Annotated in this window: 15 protein-coding genes and 2 pseudogenes; 4 read left to right on the top strand and 13 right to left on the bottom strand. The window is 56.8% G+C overall.

Going from position 1 to position 18,506, the window contains the following annotated elements; translation table 11 throughout:
• The first annotated feature begins 73 nt into the window (after positions 1–73).
• A complete protein-coding gene (locus FQ705_RS29280; protein ID WP_409934744.1) occupies positions 74–352 on the top strand; it encodes an HNH endonuclease in 279 nt (92 codons plus the stop codon).
• A 149-nt stretch (positions 353–501) separates the two neighbouring features.
• Here the strand turns inward: FQ705_RS29280 and FQ705_RS29275 are convergent, their stop codons facing one another.
• From FQ705_RS29275 to FQ705_RS29255, 5 genes are all read right to left on the bottom strand, one after another.
• A complete protein-coding gene (locus tag FQ705_RS29275) occupies positions 502–1,338 on the bottom strand; it encodes an SDR family oxidoreductase (RefSeq protein ID WP_144147549.1) in 837 nt (278 codons plus the stop codon).
• On the bottom strand, positions 1,335–1,943 hold the full coding sequence (locus FQ705_RS29270; protein ID WP_144147546.1) for an NAD(P)H-binding protein: 609 nt from the start codon (positions 1,941–1,943) through the stop codon (positions 1,335–1,337). Before FQ705_RS29270 ends, FQ705_RS29275 begins: the two co-directional genes overlap by 4 nt.
• Positions 1,944–1,954: 11 nt before the next feature.
• Complete coding sequence (locus tag FQ705_RS29265; protein WP_144147543.1) at positions 1,955–2,788, bottom strand: SDR family oxidoreductase; 834 nt, start codon at positions 2,786–2,788, stop codon at positions 1,955–1,957.
• An 80-nt stretch (positions 2,789–2,868) separates the two neighbouring features.
• A complete protein-coding gene (locus FQ705_RS29260; RefSeq protein WP_144147540.1) occupies positions 2,869–3,609 on the bottom strand; it encodes an SDR family oxidoreductase in 741 nt (246 codons plus the stop codon).
• 42 nt (positions 3,610–3,651) lie between these two features.
• Positions 3,652–4,635, bottom strand: a complete 984-nt coding sequence (locus FQ705_RS29255; protein ID WP_144147537.1) for an aldo/keto reductase — start codon at positions 4,633–4,635, stop codon at positions 3,652–3,654.
• A gap of 165 nt (positions 4,636–4,800) precedes the next feature.
• On the opposite strand from FQ705_RS29255, the gene FQ705_RS29250 reads away from it, so the two are divergent.
• The gene (locus FQ705_RS29250; protein WP_144147535.1) at positions 4,801–5,703 is read left to right on the top strand and encodes a LysR family transcriptional regulator; all 903 of its coding nucleotides are present in this window, start codon (positions 4,801–4,803) and stop codon (positions 5,701–5,703) included.
• Between the two features lie 188 nt (positions 5,704–5,891).
• On the opposite strand, the gene FQ705_RS29245 is transcribed toward FQ705_RS29250, so the two are convergent.
• The 5 genes and pseudogenes from FQ705_RS29245 to FQ705_RS29230 all read right to left on the bottom strand — a co-directional run bounded on the left by FQ705_RS29245 (position 5,892) and on the right by FQ705_RS29230 (position 9,077).
• On the bottom strand, positions 5,892–6,545 hold the full coding sequence (locus FQ705_RS29245; RefSeq protein WP_144147532.1) for a hypothetical protein: 654 nt from the start codon (positions 6,543–6,545) through the stop codon (positions 5,892–5,894).
• A 271-nt stretch (positions 6,546–6,816) separates the two neighbouring features.
• Positions 6,817–7,320, bottom strand: coding sequence for a cupin domain-containing protein (locus tag FQ705_RS29240; RefSeq protein WP_144147529.1), 504 nt, complete (start codon positions 7,318–7,320; stop codon positions 6,817–6,819).
• 166 nt (positions 7,321–7,486) lie between these two features.
• A pseudogene (locus FQ705_RS34710) lies at positions 7,487–7,617 on the bottom strand (integrase); the annotation flags it as partial.
• A 147-nt stretch (positions 7,618–7,764) separates the two neighbouring features.
• Positions 7,765–8,265, bottom strand: coding sequence for a hypothetical protein (locus FQ705_RS29235; RefSeq protein ID WP_144147526.1), 501 nt, complete (start codon positions 8,263–8,265; stop codon positions 7,765–7,767).
• 236 nt (positions 8,266–8,501) lie between these two features.
• Positions 8,502–9,077, bottom strand: coding sequence for a TetR/AcrR family transcriptional regulator (locus FQ705_RS29230; RefSeq protein WP_144147523.1), 576 nt, complete (start codon positions 9,075–9,077; stop codon positions 8,502–8,504).
• A 188-nt stretch (positions 9,078–9,265) separates the two neighbouring features.
• On the opposite strand from FQ705_RS29230, the gene FQ705_RS29225 reads away from it, so the two are divergent.
• Positions 9,266–10,675, top strand: coding sequence for an amidase (locus FQ705_RS29225; RefSeq protein WP_144147520.1), 1,410 nt, complete (start codon positions 9,266–9,268; stop codon positions 10,673–10,675).
• Between the two features lie 544 nt (positions 10,676–11,219).
• Here FQ705_RS29225 and FQ705_RS29220 read toward each other — a convergent pair.
• The 3 genes and pseudogenes from FQ705_RS29220 to FQ705_RS29210 all read right to left on the bottom strand — a co-directional run bounded on the left by FQ705_RS29220 (position 11,220) and on the right by FQ705_RS29210 (position 16,529).
• Complete coding sequence (locus tag FQ705_RS29220) at positions 11,220–11,696, bottom strand: hypothetical protein (protein ID WP_144147517.1); 477 nt, start codon at positions 11,694–11,696, stop codon at positions 11,220–11,222.
• A 1-nt stretch (position 11,697) separates the two neighbouring features.
• Positions 11,698–13,998, bottom strand: a complete 2,301-nt coding sequence (locus FQ705_RS29215) for a hypothetical protein (RefSeq protein ID WP_144147514.1) — start codon at positions 13,996–13,998, stop codon at positions 11,698–11,700.
• Between the two features lie 5 nt (positions 13,999–14,003).
• Positions 14,004–16,529: pseudogene (locus FQ705_RS29210) on the bottom strand (type VI secretion system Vgr family protein).
• 1,059 nt (positions 16,530–17,588) lie between these two features.
• On the opposite strand from FQ705_RS29210, the gene FQ705_RS29205 reads away from it, so the two are divergent.
• Positions 17,589–18,473: an NmrA family NAD(P)-binding protein gene (locus FQ705_RS29205; protein WP_144147511.1), complete on the top strand. Its 885-nt coding sequence runs from the start codon at positions 17,589–17,591 to the stop codon at positions 18,471–18,473.
• Positions 18,474–18,506: the final 33 nt, after the last annotated feature.

The following is an 18,506-nucleotide window of genomic DNA, read 5'->3' as shown; positions in this document are numbered from 1 at the left end:
ACTGCTACGACCTTTACATCGCCCATCATCACTTCCACACCATCGACATGAACATGACGGAATGACCGGATAAATGTGTTACCCATGTCCCGTTACGGGTGTTACCCATGTCCCGAGTCCATACAATCCCTGCAATGGTTTGCCGCTCACGGCCACGCTCGACAGACTTTTCGACAAACACCTCGTCGCTTTCGCGCCGGATACCGGCACGATGCTAATTTCAGACCGGATCGACGAGGCAGCTCGCGCGATCCTCGGCATCCCGGCAAGCCTGAGAAGAACTCCCAACCCGCAGCAGGCTCGATATCTCAAGCTGCACCTGGACCGGTTCGAATTGCAAAAGGCCCATTGACTGGGCGGAGCCGACTTTCGGGTGTCCAGTTGCGAGAGTAGGCGACCGCAGGCGGCCGACTGCTACCGCATGCGGTCGACCGAAGCCGACCCAATTCGGCCCTTGGAGCTGTGAAGCTCCTAGTGGCCGCTTCTGATGCTGGAACCGCCTTACGGTCGCTGTTCAGGGGCAAGCGATCCGAACCAGTAGGAAGCGGTAACTCCGCCATCCATCAAAAAATCACTGCCGGTGATGAAGGTCCCATCAGCCCCCATCAGCAACGCCGCGACGTTCGCAACTTCGTCCGGTGTGCCGGCCCGCTTCACCGGGCAGCCATCGATCATGCGTCGATATCCCGCGCCGCGCGGCCCGGATAGCTCGTCCTTTGCGAGCGGTGTGATGATGATGCCGGGGCTTATCGTATTGACACGTGCGCCGCGCTCGCCCCATCGAACAGCTTCGTACATTACGCGCAGAGAATTGCCACGCTTGGATAACTGGTAAGCGTGCAGCGTATCCTTCACTTCAGCAGGCTGGAGCATGGGTAACGCAAGAAGGTCCTCAACCGGCGTGGTCGCCAGAGCCTTGCTTTGTTCGACCGTCAGCGCCGGGAGACGATGACCTGACTGCGATGCAATAACGACGCCGGAACCACCCACGGCAATTACCGCGCCGAACGCCTCCAGAACTAGCGCGGTGCCGTACAGGTCGACTTTTAGAATGGTTTCTGGCGAGGCTTGCGACGGTGACACACCGGCCGCGTGCACAACGCCGTGCACTGCACCGAGAGAGGTCGCCTTCGCCACGAGCGACTCGACTGACGTGCGCGACGATACGTCGACTACCGTTGCCGTCACATCAAATCCTGCTTCGCTGAGCGTCTTCGCGGCAGCGTCCGCGTTCTCCAAACGAAGGTCTGCAAGAAGCAGTTGCTTGCCCGCGCCGACTCGCCGAGCGATAGCCTGCCCAATGGATCCGGGGCCGATGACAACGATGACTTCCTTCACAATTCTCTCCCTGCGACCTTATCGTCGCTAATTCCGATGCTTTTGCGCAAAAATACGTTCGGCGTGGTCGCGGTTTCCACGATAAGCGCCGACAGGCTGTCAATGGCGATGTCATGGCCTATGAACGGCTCGCCTGCGAACGTAATCCTGTACGGTCCCTCGGGGCCGCGTGTGAACCAGCCCGGTCGGAGAATGGTGTAGTCAAGGTCCGATCGTTCGATAACAGAAGCAGAGTCGCGGTACGGGTCTAGAATGCTCCGGTATTGCTGTCCGGGGACCTCACCGTAAATTCCCATTGAGCTAACGAATATGAGCCGCCTGACTCCCGTCGTATGCATGGCGTCGATGATCCGCTGTGCCTGCGCGGCCATATCTGCGCCGGCGAGGTTGGCATAAACGACGTCCTGCCCTTGCATTGCAGCGGTCAACGACGAACTGTCGAGCACGTCGCCCTCAACGACATTCACGCGCGACGAATCGGGGTTTTTGAGACGCTTTGCGCGCCGCAGGTAGAGCGTGAGCCGGGTGTCCGTACGCTCCAGGAAAAAAGGAATCGTGTTTTGCGCAAGCTGCCCGTTCGCGCCGAGAATCAGAACATTTCTCATACCTTGCCCTGTTAGCCCGGAGTGGGCAGCATTCCTGCGCGCATTGCTGCGATAACGCCGCCATCTATCAGTAGATCGCTCCCCGTAATGAAGCCTGCGTCTGGACCCAGCAGGAAAGACGCGGCGACAGCCACCTCATCGGGCGATGCCATTCTGCGGGTCGGCGAGGCAGCAACCATCGTGCGATAGATGTCGCCGATGTCCGAGTTAAGTTCGTGCAATGCCAGAGGGGTTACGATGATGCCGGGACTCAGCGAGTTGACGCGTGCGCCCCGCGCGCCCCAGGTCATTGCAGACGCCTGAACACGGAGGTTGTTCGCACGTTTGGCAAGCATGTAGGCGACGAGCGTATTGGGCACAGCCTCTGGCTGGAGGAACGGAAGTCCTAGCAACTCGTCGGTCGGCGTGTATGCCAGCGCCTGATCCTGTTCCGGCGGCAGCGCTGGCATCATATGCGCAGCCATGCTCGAAATGATGAGGCCCGCACCGCCCTGCGCAATTACCTTCTCAAACTCATCAAACACGACGGCGGAGCCGTAGAGGTCGACCTGCAGCACTCGCGACACGGGTGCCATGTTGGGAGACAGGCCTGCGGTATTGATGACCTGTACGATCTTTCCCAAGGCCGCGGCAGCCGAAGCGAGCGCCTGTACGGATGCGCGCGACGACACATCGACGACATGAGTTTTAACGTTGTAAGCAGAGTTACGCATGCTCTCTGCAGCAGACGTCAAGGTGTTCTCGTTGAAGTCGGCGAGCAGTACGGTTTTGCCGAAACCCTGGCGCCGGGCGATGGCGAGGCCGATTCCGCCTGCGCCGATGACAACAATAACTTCCTTATCCAATTGCTTTCTCCTGTGTTCCGATAGTCTGGCCAATAGGCAATCGCGCGCGACCATCTTTCGCCAGTCTTTGACGCGTACTGTTAAAGCTCCTGCCCCGTAGGACGGAAAAGGATTTCGTTCACGTCAACGTCCTCTGGCTGCTGTATCGCAAAAGCGACCATGCGCGCGAAGCTGTCAGCCGGGATCGCGAAACGCTCATAAAACTCGGCGATACCGGCAGCCACGTCTGACTCGGTGATGCTCTGCGGGAGCTCCGACTGCACCGCGCCCGGCGAAATGATGGTCGTACGGATGTTGTACGGCTTTACTTCCTGGCGTAAGCCCTCGGAAAGCACCCGCACAGCAGTTTTCGTGGCGCAGTAGACCGCATTGTTCTTGCCGACCTTGTGCCCCGCAACCGACGATACGTTGATGATGTGGCCACTCTTCTGACGCGTCATGTGAGGAAGTGCGGCCGCGATGCCGTAGAGAACGCCCTTGATGTTGACGTCGATCATGCGGTCCCAGTCTTCGATCTTGCCGCGCTCCAGCGGCGAGTGAGGCATCAATCCTGCATTGTTGACAAGCACATCGACGCGGCCATGTTTCTGGATGGCCCGATCGACCAGCGCTTTGACGTCCCCGGCGTTGGTGACGTCCGTTTGTACGGCCGCATCTTGTGGCAGGTCGAGCTCAGCACACAACGTTTGCAGACGCTCAACGCGTCGAGCGCCGAGGACGAGTTTTGCGCCGTCTCGCGCGAGGCGACGGGCTGCAGCCTCGCCAAGCCCGCTACTCGCGCCCGTAATGACGATAACTTTTCCTTCGATGTTCTCGGACATGACATCTCCTCATGGGCTCAGCGCCGGTTGAAGCGAAAAGACCTAGCGGCCAACGCGCGCTTGCAGATGGGCAGGGTACCGGTCGCCTTGAACCGCAACATCTGCAACGGCGCTCTCGATCTTGCGAAGATCATCCGCAGTCAATTGCAGAGCAGCCGCCCCGATGTTTTCCTCCAGGCGGTGCAGCTTGGTGGTACCGGGGATGGGAGCAATCCATGGCTTCTGAGCTAGAAGCCACGCGAGCGCGACTTGTGCCGGCGTTGCTCCGAGACCAGCGGCGACCTGCTTGAGCACGTCCACGAGCGCCTGATTGGCCTTGCGGTTTTCCTCGGAGAAGCGCGGCACGACGTTGCGGAAATCCGACTTGTCGAAACTCGTCGTTTCGCTAATTGCGCCCGTCAGGAAACCTTTGCCAAGCGGGCTGAACGGCACAAAGCCAATGCCCAGCTCTTCTAGCAACGGAAATATTTCTGCCTCGGGCTCGCGCCACCACAGCGAATACTCGCTTTGCAGGGCCGCCACGGGCTGGACCGCGTGCGCGCTGCGAATGGACTGAGCACCGGCCTCCGACATGCCGAAATGCTTCACCTTTCCCTGCTGGATGAGGTCCTTTACCGCGCCAGCAACGTCTTCCATCGGCACATCGGGGTCAACCCGATGCTGATAAAACAGGTCGATTCGGTCGGTCTTCAACCGCTTCAGCGCAGCATCCGCGACTTCGCGAATACGCTGAGGCCGGCTGTCTTGCCCCTTCGTGACATCGCCTTCCCTGAAACCGAACTTCGTCGCTATCACAACCTGATCGCGGAAAGGCTCAAGCGCCTCGCCCAGCAACGCCTCGTTAGCACCCTGCGCATACGCTTCAGCGGTGTCGAAAAAAGTGACGCCGTGCTCATAGGCGGTCCGTATCAGCTTGATCGCTTCCGCTTTGTCGGTTGCGGGCCCGTAACCGTAACTGAGGCCCATGCAGCCGAGGCCGAGAGCCGAGACTTCCAGCCCGCTTTTTCCAAGAATTCGCTTTTGCATGATTGGCTCCGTTAGTCGCTTGTAATGGGTTGATACTGCTGGTCCGTGCTGTTGCTAATTTTCATCGTCACGCTCCTGCTGTGATTGCGTGGAACTCAATTTACCAGCATGCATGGCAGCGATTAAGCGGTAAAATCGGCATGAACCAATAAGTGGGGCTTATAAATGCCGCGCTCCGACTTGTCAGACATCACGGCTTTTCTCTCGGTTGCACGCGAGGGCAGCTTCACAAAGGCAGCCGCCACGCTCGGCGTTTCACAATCGGCACTAAGTCAAACAGTCAGGAATCTGGAGCAAAGAATCGGGCTTCGGCTTCTCACCCGGACGACGCGCAGCGTCGCGCCAACCGAGGCCGGCGAGCGGCTTATCACGGCGGTAGGTCCGAGGCTGGAGGAAGTTGAGGCGGAACTGGCCGCGCTTAGTGCGTTGCGGGACAAGCCAGCGGGAAATGTGCGCATAGCCGCCGGCGAGCACGCCGCAGAGTCTGTTCTCTGGCCAGCTATTGAACGGCTTCTGCCCGACTATCCAGACATCCACGTGGAGATCGTTGTGGACAATGGCCTTACGGACATAGTCGGCGAGCGGCTTGACGCGGGCGTCCGCCTTGGCGAACAGGTTGCCAAGGACATGGTCGCGGTGCGCATCGGTCCCGACATGCGGATGGCTATCGTCGGCACACCCGCCTATTTCAAGCGGTACCCGAAACCGAAGACACCCCAGGATTTGACGCTGCACAACTGCATCAACATCCGTCTACCGACGGCTGGCGGCCTGTATGCGTGGGAGTTCGAAAAGGAAGGGCGGGCGCTAAAGGTGAAAGTGGAAGGCCAGCTTGTATTCAACACTGCGACGATGTCAGTGAAAGCAGCTTTGGCCGGTCTGGGGCTTGCATGCGTTCCCGAGCAGCGGGTGCTGTCGCACATTAGAAGCGGGGAACTTACACGTGTATTGTTTGGATGGTGCCCATCGTTTGCGGGATTCCATCTGTATTATCCAAGCCGGCGCCAGCCGACTCCTGCATTCACGGTCCTACTTGCAGCGCTGCGCGACAACGCCGGAGCGCGTTAGCAGCGGTTGGCAAGCCGGCCTAATGGCGGCTCACGGGCCCCAAACGGGCATTAGAGTGACCTCTGCGCCGGCGGAGCGAATGGCTACTATTGGCCGAACCCGGAACAACAGCCCCTACCGCGATGGCTTTCTTCGAGATCGCCGTATTTTCGACGCGCACCGGATAGCTATAGAGACAGATGATGTGATCATCGCAACGGCGCCGGTTGCGTTGCAAGCTCGATGCGCGGAAAACGGTATTCTTCAAAGAAGTGACCGGTTCCCATGGGCAAGTGGAACAGCTGCGCGTGATATCCGACACTCATGTTGCTCCGGAAGATCAGATCACCGTTGGCATCGATCCGCAAAGTATCTTCTGTCGTCACATGATTCGGCCCATACTCCGACCGCACTTCTTCCGGTGCAAAAGTAAGATGCATGACACCACCTTCGCATGTGACCCGCTGTGCTTTCATGACGCCGGTCCGATACTCGCCGAGCTTGACGTCGCCATAGAACGTAGCGACGACGTACTGATTCGCGCCCGACGATGTCAACGTGGCGTAGTCGGGGGGCGTGACGATGTGGTGATCGTCCGTCTTGTATCGGTCGACCATTGCTCTCCATGCATCTACGTCGTCAACAGGAAATGCCAAATCGATCGGCAGTCTTGTGCCGATCTGTTGGGTCGGATCCCCGCGGACCATCCGGCCGGCACCCACGTACTTGCCGCTCAAATTGGGGCATCCAGCCAGCGATGCGTTCGCCCACGACTGCGACGGAACGCCGACCGCCGTATCCTGCGCGCATGCTCCGGCACAAAGGAGTAACAGGAGCGGCATGGCAAGAAGCGCTTGCTTCATTTGTTATCTTTGTTCGACTGTTCAATCATGGGTGTCCGGAGGCGTGGGTATTGAACCGATGGCTCATTGTCAACGAATTAAATAGCTTCGTCGATTGTCCCTTCATGGCCGCGTGCTGCCTTATGCAACTCGCATGCATCGCCGAAGGTCGCACGCGTGCGACCGACAACACGCGACCTTGAACTGCCACTCCGCGCGCTCGAAAGCAGTCAGTCGTGTCGACACCTGCGGTCGACGTTTTAGCTACCGGCAGCGCGGTCTGCGAAATGACTCAAGGTTCCGCATCCCAATAATCGAGCGAGTTTGATTCCCGTTGAATCACACGAACTTCTTTTCCGTGATCGCCTCGAGCTATCGCCTGGTATTTGCCAGAATCCGGATATTCGACAATTTCCGGGTCTTCGCGTGTGCTGATCGAAAGATACTTCAATGGCTCGTTCGAAGAATTGATAATCTGATGCGGATACTCTGGACCGGGCGGAATGAAAACCACGTCGCCCTCCCGAACCGGAAGCAGTTCTCCTGCGATCCGGAACGTGCCTTTCCCTTCGAGGATGATGAACATTTCCTCTTGCGCGTGGTGAAAGTGATATGGGCAAGAGCGCATACCTGGAGCGACGATGTCGATCGATGCACCCAGATTTTTCGCTGCTGTGCCGACCGCAAGCCGGGCGCATAGGCTTTCATAGAGCGGTGGACGTACGTCGAGCGCCTTCCCGATGTCGTTGAAGTTCCGGACAAGCTTACTTGCAAGCTGGCCAGCCCGTGTATTCATGTAGTCTCCGAATGGAAATGGGCAGTAAGGCAAGAGCATTGCCTTACCTTCACTGCTTCCAGCATTGAGCAACAACAGATAACCAGATTGTTGACGATTCTCACCTTCCTGTCGACTGACCGCAACTGGCCGGACGGCGACCAATTGCCGTCCGGCGATCTACCGCTCAAACCCCGGTCTGTTCGGCCAACTCCAGCGCGTCGTCGACTTCGATGCCGAGTATCTGACTGTGCTTTCAAGTCTGGTGTGGCCGAGCAGCAGCTGGACTGCTCGAAGGTTTTTCGTACGGCGGACGACTCTCCTTCCAATTGAAGGGAGAGTCAGTCTGCGCCAGCGGCTGATGGAAAGTACCCGACCACAAGGGACAGTGGTACTTCTCTGAAGCGGCCATTCGCAGCGAGGCGTGAGGCCGTGTATTCAGCCAGCACATTCGGCGCTGAGCTACTACACGTTCTTGTCTTCTCGTTTCGCTTCCGCCATGGCCTCGGGCTCTAATTCTTCCGCGGACCGATTCAGGTGGACGAACAGCCCCCAGGAAGCAAGTAGCAAGGCTGTAGAAGCAATCAGCCAGGCCGCATACCGAAGCTGCGATGGATCTTGGTGAAGCGCTTTGAACGTTGCCACGAGCCCTTCAATGGCAAGCGCGACGACGACAACCACCAGAAATCGCGACATGAAACGTCGTACTCGCGTCGGCCCGCTCACGTCAGCCTCCCGTATGACCTCTTCTTCTACGATGGTCTCAGCGATCTGCAAGGCGACGACGGCCCCAGCCAGCACACCCAAAGCTTCAATGACGGATAGCGCGCTCGCCGAGTCCCATTGACTCGCAAATGCAATTGATCCAATGTGAGCAGCAATCGCGATCAACATCAGCGCCGCGCAGGCGAAGAGAATAGCCATCAGCGCATGGACGATCGTAAAGAAGCGCATAAGGGACTTCATGTTTTGTGCTTCCCTGAATGACAAGTAGATGATCCATGCCGTGTTCCATCAATTCCCAAAAGCGCGACGTGAGGAGTGATTTTAGCGGCGGAGCGCATGGGCCTGACAATGGGGCCAAACCCGCGCCTGGCAAGTTATCGATTGGCCGATCAAGGCCGACAACATGCCGGTCGACGAATGATCGTTTCAGCAGCATGTTTCGATAGTTGTCGCGCCTGTAGGCGGCCGCCGAAGCATCACCCAGGCAACAGCCCGGCTTGCCTGTAGCTTTCGATCAGCTCGTCAAATAGCGCGATGTCTGCGCGACCACGCGCCATCAGTTGTGCACCGGCGACCGCCGCATAGATCGCGCAGGCGCGTCGACGGGTCTCCTGCGCGTCGACGACTCCCGCCTCTCCGAGATTTTTTTCCAGCCATGCGACATTCACATCCGCAAAAGCCTGAACCTCTTTCTTCACCCCGTCGGGAAGATCGTCATACTCCGCGGCCATGAAGCTGCTAAGGCACATGCGGTTATCGCTCTCAAGCGACTTGCGAAATGTCTCCGGATATCGACGCAGGCTGACGAGCGGATCCGCCGATGCGATCGCCAGTGCTTCCAGAACTGCGGCAGAATCTTCCCAATAACGTCTGGCGACCGCCGCGGCGAGGTCGGCCTTGCTGGCAAAGTGGTGGTAGATGCTGGCGGCCTTGATACCAACCTCCTGCGCAAGGTCACGAATGCTCAGTCCGCCGTAGCCGTGGGCCTGCGCCATTCTTGTAGCCGCGGCGACGATTCTGTCGCTCGAACTTCCAATGGCCCGATTCTTCATGGCAGGTCTCTGTAAAAATAGGTTGACCCCAAGGATTGTACCGCCTAAAGTTCTACCTAACAAACGTTAGGTAGATAACCGCAGCCGACCCTCTGACCGTCGGCTTTTTTACACGGCTTCACCCTAGCGAACGTTAGGTAGTTTCAGAATCGCGTTTTCGTTTCAATCAACCATTGATAGAGGAAGTTATGAGCTCGGAAATCTTTTTTCAGGACGCAACGCGACTGGCAGAACTCATCCGTAATCGCGAAATCTCGCCGGTTGAAGTCGTGCGGGCGCACCTCGACCGGATTCAAGCGGTCGATCCCAAGGTCAACGCGATTGTTACCGTCGCGGACGACGCAATGAAGGCCGCGAAAGCTGCTGAAGCCGCTGTGGTCGCCGGACATGAACTCGGGCCGCTCCATGGCGTGCCCTTTACCGCCAAAGACTCGATTGACACAGCCGGTGTGCCGACACAACGTGGCTCGCCCATCTTCAAAGGACGCATCCCTGACGCCGATGCAGTTAGCGTTGCACGCATGAAAAAGGCAGGCGCCATCCTGCTGGCAAAAACCAATCTGCCCGAGTTCTCTTACTGGATCGAGAGCGACAACCTCCTTAGCGGTCGCTCCAACAATCCGTGGGACCTTGACAGGACTCCTGGTGGATCAAGCGGCGGCGAATCGGCGGCCATCGCAGCAGGAATGTCGCCGCTGGGACTTGGCACTGATCTCGCCATCTCCGTGCGCGGACCGGCTGCGCAGACAGGCATTGTCTCGCTTAAGGCTACCCACGGACGGATACCCATGACCGGCATCTGGCCGCGTGCACCGCGCCGATTCTGGCATGTAGGTCCAATGGCTCGCAGCATCCGCGACCTGGCTCTCGCATTCTCACAGTTGTCAGGTCCCGACGGCCAGGATGCTTTTGCTAGCAGTACGGTGCAGTTCGACGCTGGAGTCGGCCGCTCGCAGGATCGTCAGCTGAGAGTAGGCTGGATGGTTGAACCGGGATTCGGACCGGTCGACCCGGAAGTCGCCGCGACCGTCCGGGCCGCGGCGGAAGCGCTCAAAGGCGTAGGCTGCTTCGTCGAGCCCGTCAGTATTCCTGCGCTTGAACGTGACTTCGCTCTCGATGTGTTCAACCGCCTGCATGTCATGGAAATGAAGCCCGCGTTTGCGGAAGCCACGGCGGGGCATGGTCAGGACGAACTGTACAAGATGGCGAAAACAATGCTCGCGCTGCCTGATACTTCCATGAAGGACTACATCGACGCCGAACAGGCGGCCGAGCGGCTGCGGGACGGCTACGCTGAATACTTCAAAAACTATGACGCGTTGATTACCCATGTCCTGCCGGTCCCGGCGCACAAACATGGCGTCGACACATTTACGATCAACGGTCAGACCGTCGACGCGACGTATCTTCAGGGCGCGACCGTTCCACTCAACGTCACGGGCTTGCCCGGCATTTCAATGCGATTCGGTACGAGTAAAGAGGGATTGCCGATCAACGTCCAGATCGTTGGTAGTTGGCAGGCGGAGTCAACCATCCTCCATCTGGCGTCATTGCTTGAATCAGTCAGCCCGGTTCGCGGCCAGCATCCCGTAATTTAAGGCGTTGGATTTGTGGTGATGCTGAGGAAGACGCCCGGGAGGCGGCCGGAGTTCGCGCAGATCAGGTGGCCAGGCAATGCTGTCTGGTTGCGGCAAGCGACTCCAGCAGTGGGCAGGTAGGCCCGACAGAGAAATTGTCGACGATCGAACTGGCCGTGCGATTGTCCGCCCATGGCGGACTCGGAAGCTCGTCGGCCGCCGATTATTTGCGGGCCAGGTGTCGAACCGAACTTCCGTAGCCGACCCTTTCCGGCCAAACGCGCTCGATACGACAGGACGGCCGCTTTTAATCCCGCAACGGCCATCCCAACTGTCGCGTCGACTGGTTACTCGGCAGCCACTGCGGTCGTCAGCACTCAGTCCTGTCACGCGCGCAACGAACGGTCGGTTACGAGCACCTAGAGAATAATAGCCGAGCTGGGACATTGCCAATGTTCAAGCCATATGCATCATGTAGGGCGGCGGGTCACCTTCATCGACGCACGCATTTGGATCGGTCGCCTGCGGCGCCACGCGGTCGACGATCCTCCTGAATCGATACAGTCTAATTCTTATCGCAAGATTGCAGCGGAAATTCCGGGGTATACGCCGGATCGTGGGACGCGATTGACCCCCGTTCCACATCGAGAATGTCCACGCCGAGGCGTGTCGTGATCGCAACGAACTTCCCGCTTACGCTGAAATCCGCGGAGTAGATTCCCGCACCGTACACTTGCTTCGTCACTACCTTCTGCTCGTGGTCTAGCTTGTAAAGTGTCAAGGAGTTTGCTTGCGGAGACTTCGCACTTACCTTAAACGGCATTCCATACAAAACCAGATAAGTATCATCTTGGCTAAACTTCCCTCCATCAACACGATGGCCAATTTTCACGCTGGCGGAGTTGCCACTTTTCCCCTTGATTATAAGAACGCCCGGCTTGAAAATTTCCGCCTGGTAAGCACCGTCGCATGAGACTATTGTGTCGTCGGCGTGTGCAAGTCCGCTCACAAAAAATAGCGCCCAAATCAACTTTCTGAACATTTCACTCCCCCAATACCTTGAATGCATTCTGAGCCTCTTGCCAGCGCAGCGGAGGACTCTGATGATCGTAATGGTTAACGATCGATGCGACGGCATTCGACGCCGCCTGGTTCACACCTGAGTCAGCTGCCCTTGCAACGGTATAGCGTGCCCAGAAAAATCCGCCTGTATCCACGCAGTTAAAGGCATCATCACCTACCGATTCAGGATGATCGATGACCGGCCCTGGCAAATAATGGCCATTCACCATGTGCTGGAACCACTGATGATTAAAAGGACCACCGACAGACCATCCTCTGAACATCCAGTATTGAGAATAGTTATATCGGCCGGTCAGTTGCTTGAATCCACGCCCCCGGAACTTCACGCCATCCCCAGGATCAGTGTTGCCCAGAGCGACATTGTTTTCGTACATATGAAAGTAAGCAACAGCTGCCGCCGCTGCGGGAGGCGATCGGAGATAGCCGCCGGATTCTGGCATGATGGAAATGTGGTTAGTGCTAATGGCATGGCCGATTGCAACAGAGGACTCACGCACCACCATCATATAGTACGATTCTACTGCTGATTGCCCAAAGAAATGCGACATACGAACTTCATTGTTCAGCCCGTATTTTCTAAAAACCTTGTTAATGCTTAGGCGATATCGGTCTTTATATTCTGCGCCGGTCTTGCCGACATGGGTGTAATTCGACTCGGGATAGATCTGAGCCAATTCTCCCTGGCTCAGCCATCCACATTTTCTAAAATGGCGAATAAACTTCAACGGATGGAAAAACCACAACTTGTCTTCTCGCAAACCCGTCTTATCCCAGAACTGGAACTTCTTTAGCAACTCGAGGAAGTCACTATATCCGTTGGGATTCGTGCTCTTCTGCTTGCCGTAGAAGCCATCCGGTTCGTCGAGCTTTGCATATCGGGCATCGTTGTGCGCGCTGTCCCATTCAGTCGGCGCTTCGCAAATGAATCCGCGCAGCTTCTCGCGTATGGCAGCACGTCCCCTCACGTAACTGCTCAATGCGTCTTCATCGACAGACTCGTTCGGATCGGTTGTCTGCGGCGCCACGTCGTCGACGATCTTCCTGAGCTGATCGACGTCGCACATGCCGTCGTCGCTGAACGGCGTGTTGCCTTCGCTGATCTTCTGCCAACCTGTGAAGAATGGGAAATCGGCATCCGACAGCTTGATGATGCTATCCGCGTTAACGTCGATGTATCCTTCCTGCCCTTGAGAGATGGTCACTCGCATCCATGTTGTACGAGGGCTAGGCGCGCTGATGGGATGCGGATTGCCCGACACGCCAGGCGCAACACCAGTGGGCGTATCGGCTGTGCCGTTGGCCAGCACGGGCTGGTCCGCGAGAATGCGCCCGAACCGCAGCAGCTCGTAGCCGTCGCTTGGGCAATCGTTATAGAGCTTTGTCGCACGGGCGAACATGTCGTATTCGTAATCGCCCTCCCTGACCGGCTGTGGCGTCAGCAGCGTACGCACCCCGTCGCTTCCCACCTGCCATGTCGACGTGCATTTCGTACCCTTGTGAAAATACGATTCGACATGCAGCGCGCCACCCTGATTAGTTCCGCTTTGAAGCGGCTGGAATAGCACGCCATGCAGCTTGTTTTGATTGTCTGTCCCGGGCGGCTTCGCTAGAAATGTCTGATCTGCTGGAATGATGTAGTACGTATGCCCCCAGTAATCCTTGCCGGTTGCGGTTTCTGGCCCCTTGTTATCGAGTTGCGTGCCGCCGAAATACGCGTTGAAATCCGCAGGCAGCATGAATATTTCGAAGTGGATGTGCATCTGCCCGTGGCAACGACCGGGCAGCCCCAATACGTCCTTCCGGTACACCTTTTTCCCGCCGCCGGATTGTCCATCGTCGGGCGTTGGTGCACGTAGGTACTCGGGCAATGAATTGACCTGCACGCCCAGATCCAGGTATCCGTCCAGTTCGAGCAGATGCATGTAGAGCGAGTAGAACGTGATCGATCTTCCGTCGCCCGTTTCGGTCGTGTGCTTGAGTAAAACGAAACCGGCATTGCTGTCCGGCGTCCCGCTACCGCCATCGATCGCTTTCTGACAAACGCGATACGCGATAACCTCGCCGTCCGCGATAGCTCTGACGCGTTCATTCTGCGTGGATGGCATTAGATGGCTGCCGGTATGCCAACGCCGGTCAAAGGCAATGGGATAGATGCCGTGCGCCAGTTCGTACTGGTCGACGAGGTCCATCATCGGATCTAACGCGTTCGCGTTGTTGGAGGTCGTGTCCGCCGCGGGCAGGAAGGGTGGGCTGATAATCATTGTTGTTATCGCGAAAGGGTATATGCATTGCCGATTTTTACATCGCCTTGCGGGAGTACGGGCAATTGTGCTTCGAGACTGGTCGGCCCGTTAAAGCTATGCTGACTACCCTTGATATCAATCTTGCCCGGCGCGTGAATCTCGATGTTGCCACCTTTGATCCGGATATAAGCGCCGCCCGACGTCAGCAAAATTTCCTGCTTCGCTGCCGCTTCAATAGTTTCAGTTGCAGAAAGCAACTTCAGCGTCTTCTGCGCAGTCACTTCAATATTGTCCGAATGTGCCTGAATCTCCACCTTGCCCTTAGCCGCAAACAGCTTCATCCCAGCATTCTGCACAAACAGGCTCAGCTTTTCCGCAACACTCCCGATTAACGACTTACCGCTCGCGACATATGTACTCTGTCCGCTCACGAGATTGACATGCTGGTCGGTGGAAATATGCGTTGATTTCTGCGTGGACAGGGCGATACCAGAAGGGCTACCAAAGAGCATGACCGGCTCCTTGAACACATTCGCGCTTCCAGTTCCACCCCCAGCAGTGTTTCCACCCGACGACGCCCCCGACACGCTATTCTGTGTCGCATCGGTGAACGCCTTCAGCGAATCGTGGCCATCCTTAAGGCTTTCTGCCTGATGCGTGGTGCTGGCATCGGACATCGCTTCCAGCACGCTCTCGGAATTCACCAGTTGCGAGCTTGTCTGTCGCGCATCCAGTGGCTGGCTGGTTACCGGATAGGTGGTGACATACAACCCTTGCCCCGCCCGCACAGCACCATAAGCGTCAGACTTCAGATCGAAGCCGCTACCAACGTATGCTCCGCGAGCGTTCCCACTTTGATTGATCAGGTAACCCAGATGTAGATGCGCATTGGTACTGGTGCTATAAAGATGAACGCGGTTCTGCCCCGTCGAGTCATCCATCACCATCTGGTTGTAGCCGCTACCTTGATACTCTTTCGACTTGTCGCCTGACAGCAGGCCGTTCGAATGCCAGTCCGGTTGCGTCGCGCTGTTATAAACCCGGCCCGTGACCAGCGGCCTGTCGCAATCGCCATCCACCCAGCTAATCAAAACTTCTTCGCCGACCCTCGGAACATGCACGCCACCGTATCCGCCACCCGTGTCGGACATCGCGACGCGCACCCAGCATGATGCTTTTTCGTCGCCGCTATTGAGCCGGTCCCAATGGAAGCGCACCTTGATACGGTTCAGTGAATCTGTGTAGACCTCTTCGTTGGCCGGACCAACGACAAGCGCGGTCTGCAAGTGCATCTTCGGCTTGTGATGGTCAAACGGGCTGCGAAACGGAACAAGCTTGCGTTGTGCCTCAATCTCTATGAGGAAGAAGCCTTCACTGCCGTCAGCATGTCCAACCCTGAGTCCTTCTTCAGAAGCCTGGTTCGCTCTAACCGCCGCAAGCGCCGCCTTCAGACTATGCGGGAAATCAGCCGCCTGACTGGACACCGGAAGGTTGTTCTCAATGGCCCATTTGGTTTCAATAATCGCAAACTGCCGGTTCTGCTCGCTATCCGTTGTATGGGCAGGGTGGTCCTCCAGTTCAAACCAGCGACCGGCGTCGGCGCCTCGCACAGCGCCTGCGCCGAAGAAACGTTTGGCCCGCGATTCCCACTCTTCCATGCGGATCTTTGAAAGCGCATCGCCCCGGTCCTGTTTGCCATATGTGTAGGCACCGGTGTATTCGTAGACCTCGGCCTGCTGAGGCAGATTTCCCTGAGTGGGAAGTGTCGGGATATTGGTGCCCTTCGGATTCGCAGACGAAGCGGGCGCCTTGTAATCGAAGGTGCGTGTGGTAAGAGTTGTGCTTTGCAGCGTTCTGGTGCCCGACCATTGCACCAGCCCATCGGCTTCGCTATTAATGCCGGCGCGGTAGAACTCGACAGTTTGAGGTGCAAGCGGCTGGAGCGTGTCGAGGCCATCGGTAACGACGAGTGTATGTGACTTGCCATCGCTGGCCTGCTCGAAGTAGCCAGACAGGCCTTCGCTTTCCATCAGGCGATAAACGAAATTCCAGTCGTCCTCGTATTGCACGCAGAACGAACGCGAGGGCAATGGTTTGCTCAGGGCGAACCGGAATGCGCCTTGCGCCTGTGGATGCATGTTGCAAACATCGGTCAGGATTTCATCAGCCGCTTTGTCCTGCCAGATTCGAGCATCCTTGCGAAAGCGCAGAAAGTGCATCCACGATGAAAAACCGATCTGATAGCTCGTGAGCCCGCTATCCGATCCAAGGCGGCGAGCGGTGTGGACATAACCGTGATGAGGCAGATATGACTTGTCTGTCTGCTGAAACCACAAAGCGACGGGCTATGCGATCAGCGTCTTGAGTTCAACCGTGTCGGATGTGGAAACTACATCCACCGTGAATTCGTAATGACGGCCGATTCGTGAGTGCCCGACCACTCGCTGGGGCACCAGAACGTTACTACCCAGTGGCGTATCCAGCTTCAGCAGGCGATCACTCTGGACGAGCCTGCCGGTTATTACCCCGATGATTTCCTGCGCGCCCATACCGCCTCTTCTTGTTAGCTAATCAAGTCATGCTGCGATTGCACGATCTTACGAAATATCAGATGAGTCGACCAGCGTTTCGACGTCAGTAAGTGTAAGAGGCAAGCTTTTCTGAACGTAAGTATGCAGATTGCATATTTGTGTATCTATCAAATGACTCTTCAAATATTCTTTCGGTTTGGTAAATGGATTACGATGCGCGCTTTAAAATGGCGACAAAAATTGCCTGATCCATGCCACATAATCGCAAGAAGCGACCAACAACCTGTCAGCCACCTAGAAAACCACTTAGTAGACCATGCTATTACCTCACCCGGCTGCTTACGTGCGCGGGCAATCACTGCGCCGGCATCTCGCCCCGGCAGTTTTTCAGGCCGGCAAAGATTTACTCGCAGACTGGTGAAGACGCTCTATCTGACGTGGTGTATGTCAGTCTCGATGTCAAGCCCCCCTCCGGCGATCAAATGGCTGTTTGCTGAGAAGAACCGGTCGTCTGGATGTCCAAGCGACAGGCCGGGCGAACGGCGCCTCATGGCCGAGCCCGTAAATCCGGCTGGCCCCGAAATCGCTTAGCGCACCGCCATGCCGAATTTCCGTGGCCGACCCAACTGGGACGTTCACAATGACGGTAACGCAAAGACCGGTCCGGGAAGAACAACGGTCATTCGAATACAAGACGCGGCTACAAAGTTACACCGCGGCTCGGAGGCTGGCTGCAGGGGCCGTCTCATAGGAGCTCGTCCGGCCTGCTTGCGATCGCGAGCAAAAACTTTATGTCGACGGCATGCGCAACGCGACACCTTCTGTATTGCCACATATGCTGGCGCAACATAAATCTTATCCGGAAGTCGTGGCTACCGAACCGCACGACCTGCCGCTATCTTTCCTCCAACGTGCTTGAAGCAGACATCAGCGACGGAATCGCAGGCGGTAAGCCTAAGGGCATGAACAGCTAGTTCATCGTCGATCCCGTCAATGTTTAGCCCATGCAGGCCAAGAAGCTCCGGCAGACTGCCGGAGCAAATTTGGGTCTATTCGACCTAATGAAAGGAAGAAACCATGACTAAAGTTCTTGTAACCGGACCAAACGGCGACACGGGTCGGAAGGCCGTCGATGAGTTGCTGAAGAAAGGATTCGAAGTTCGTGCGCTCGTCCGGAAGGATGATGAACGTGCACAGCGTCTGCGCGACAAAGGTGTCGAGGTAGTGTTTGGCGATCTGAGCAGCCTTCGGGACGTTCGCCTTGCCCTCAAAGACATAGACAGCGCCTATTTCTCGTATCCGATTGAACAGCCGGGGTTTGTGGAAATTTCGGTTATCTTCGCGAAGGCCGCGCAGGAAAATAACCTCAAATTAATCGTGAACATGTCTCACAAGCAGGCGCGCTTCAATTCGCGCAGCAAGTCGACGCAGGACCATTGGCTCTCCGAGCATGTATTCGAATGGTCTGGGATTCCCGTCATTCATCTTCGCGTCACCATGTTCGCAGAGTGGCTTCTCTATATATCCTCCCAAATCCGCTATGGCCGTTATATGCTGCCGTTTATCAAGGATGGCGTGATTGCTCCTCTTGCCGCCAAAGATACGGCCAAGATCATTGCGGGCCTTGTCGAAAAGCCCGATGCGTATGTCGGAAAGGCGCTCCAGTTGCACGGGCCGGTCGAATATACGCAGGAGGCACTTGCTGCCGAAGTCGGTCGGGTTCTCGGTCTGGATCTCGTCTATGAACGCGTGACAGTTTCGACATTCCTTGAGACCCTCGGGCTGGAGAACCTGCCCATTATGCGCAAGCATTTCGAAGCGATGGGTATCGATCAGGAAGAAAATTTACTTTCAGGAAAAGACACGATCGGCGCGGAAATTATCGGCGGCCCTCTGATGACAGTCGAAGACTTTATCAACGAGAACCGGGCAGCCTTCGAGTTGCATTACCCCGTCGTCTGAGCCGACTGTTCTTAAACGGGCCGACAAGGTTAG

The organism is Paraburkholderia sp. BCC1884, from assembly GCF_900996225.1.
Taxonomy (GTDB): Bacteria; Pseudomonadota; Gammaproteobacteria; order Burkholderiales; family Burkholderiaceae; genus Paraburkholderia.
Note: the sequence above shows the minus strand (reverse complement) of the source record. Positions and strands in the feature narration are given on the sequence as shown.

What these genes read in the sequence shown, in the direction of transcription:
- FQ705_RS29280 (WP_409934744.1), top strand. Translation starts at nt 74, where the DNA reads ATGTGTTACCCATGTCCCGTTACGGGTGTTACCCATGTCCCGAGTCCA.
- FQ705_RS29270 (WP_144147546.1), bottom strand. Translation starts at nt 1,943, where the DNA reads ATGAGAAATGTTCTGATTCTCGGCGCGAACGGGCAGCTTGCGCAAAAC.
- FQ705_RS29260 (WP_144147540.1), bottom strand. Translation starts at nt 3,609, where the DNA reads ATGTCCGAGAACATCGAAGGAAAAGTTATCGTCATTACGGGCGCGAGT.
- FQ705_RS29255 (WP_144147537.1), bottom strand. Translation starts at nt 4,635, where the DNA reads ATGCAAAAGCGAATTCTTGGAAAAAGCGGGCTGGAAGTCTCGGCTCTC.
- FQ705_RS29250 (WP_144147535.1), top strand. Translation starts at nt 4,801, where the DNA reads ATGCCGCGCTCCGACTTGTCAGACATCACGGCTTTTCTCTCGGTTGCA.
- FQ705_RS29245 (WP_144147532.1), bottom strand. Translation starts at nt 6,545, where the DNA reads ATGAAGCAAGCGCTTCTTGCCATGCCGCTCCTGTTACTCCTTTGTGCC.
- FQ705_RS29240 (WP_144147529.1), bottom strand. Translation starts at nt 7,320, where the DNA reads ATGAATACACGGGCTGGCCAGCTTGCAAGTAAGCTTGTCCGGAACTTC.
- FQ705_RS29235 (WP_144147526.1), bottom strand. Translation starts at nt 8,265, where the DNA reads ATGAAGTCCCTTATGCGCTTCTTTACGATCGTCCATGCGCTGATGGCT.
- FQ705_RS29230 (WP_144147523.1), bottom strand. Translation starts at nt 9,077, where the DNA reads ATGAAGAATCGGGCCATTGGAAGTTCGAGCGACAGAATCGTCGCCGCG.
- FQ705_RS29225 (WP_144147520.1), top strand. Translation starts at nt 9,266, where the DNA reads ATGAGCTCGGAAATCTTTTTTCAGGACGCAACGCGACTGGCAGAACTC.
- FQ705_RS29220 (WP_144147517.1), bottom strand. Translation starts at nt 11,696, where the DNA reads ATGTTCAGAAAGTTGATTTGGGCGCTATTTTTTGTGAGCGGACTTGCA.
- FQ705_RS29215 (WP_144147514.1), bottom strand. Translation starts at nt 13,998, where the DNA reads ATGATTATCAGCCCACCCTTCCTGCCCGCGGCGGACACGACCTCCAAC.
- FQ705_RS29205 (WP_144147511.1), top strand. Translation starts at nt 17,589, where the DNA reads ATGACTAAAGTTCTTGTAACCGGACCAAACGGCGACACGGGTCGGAAG.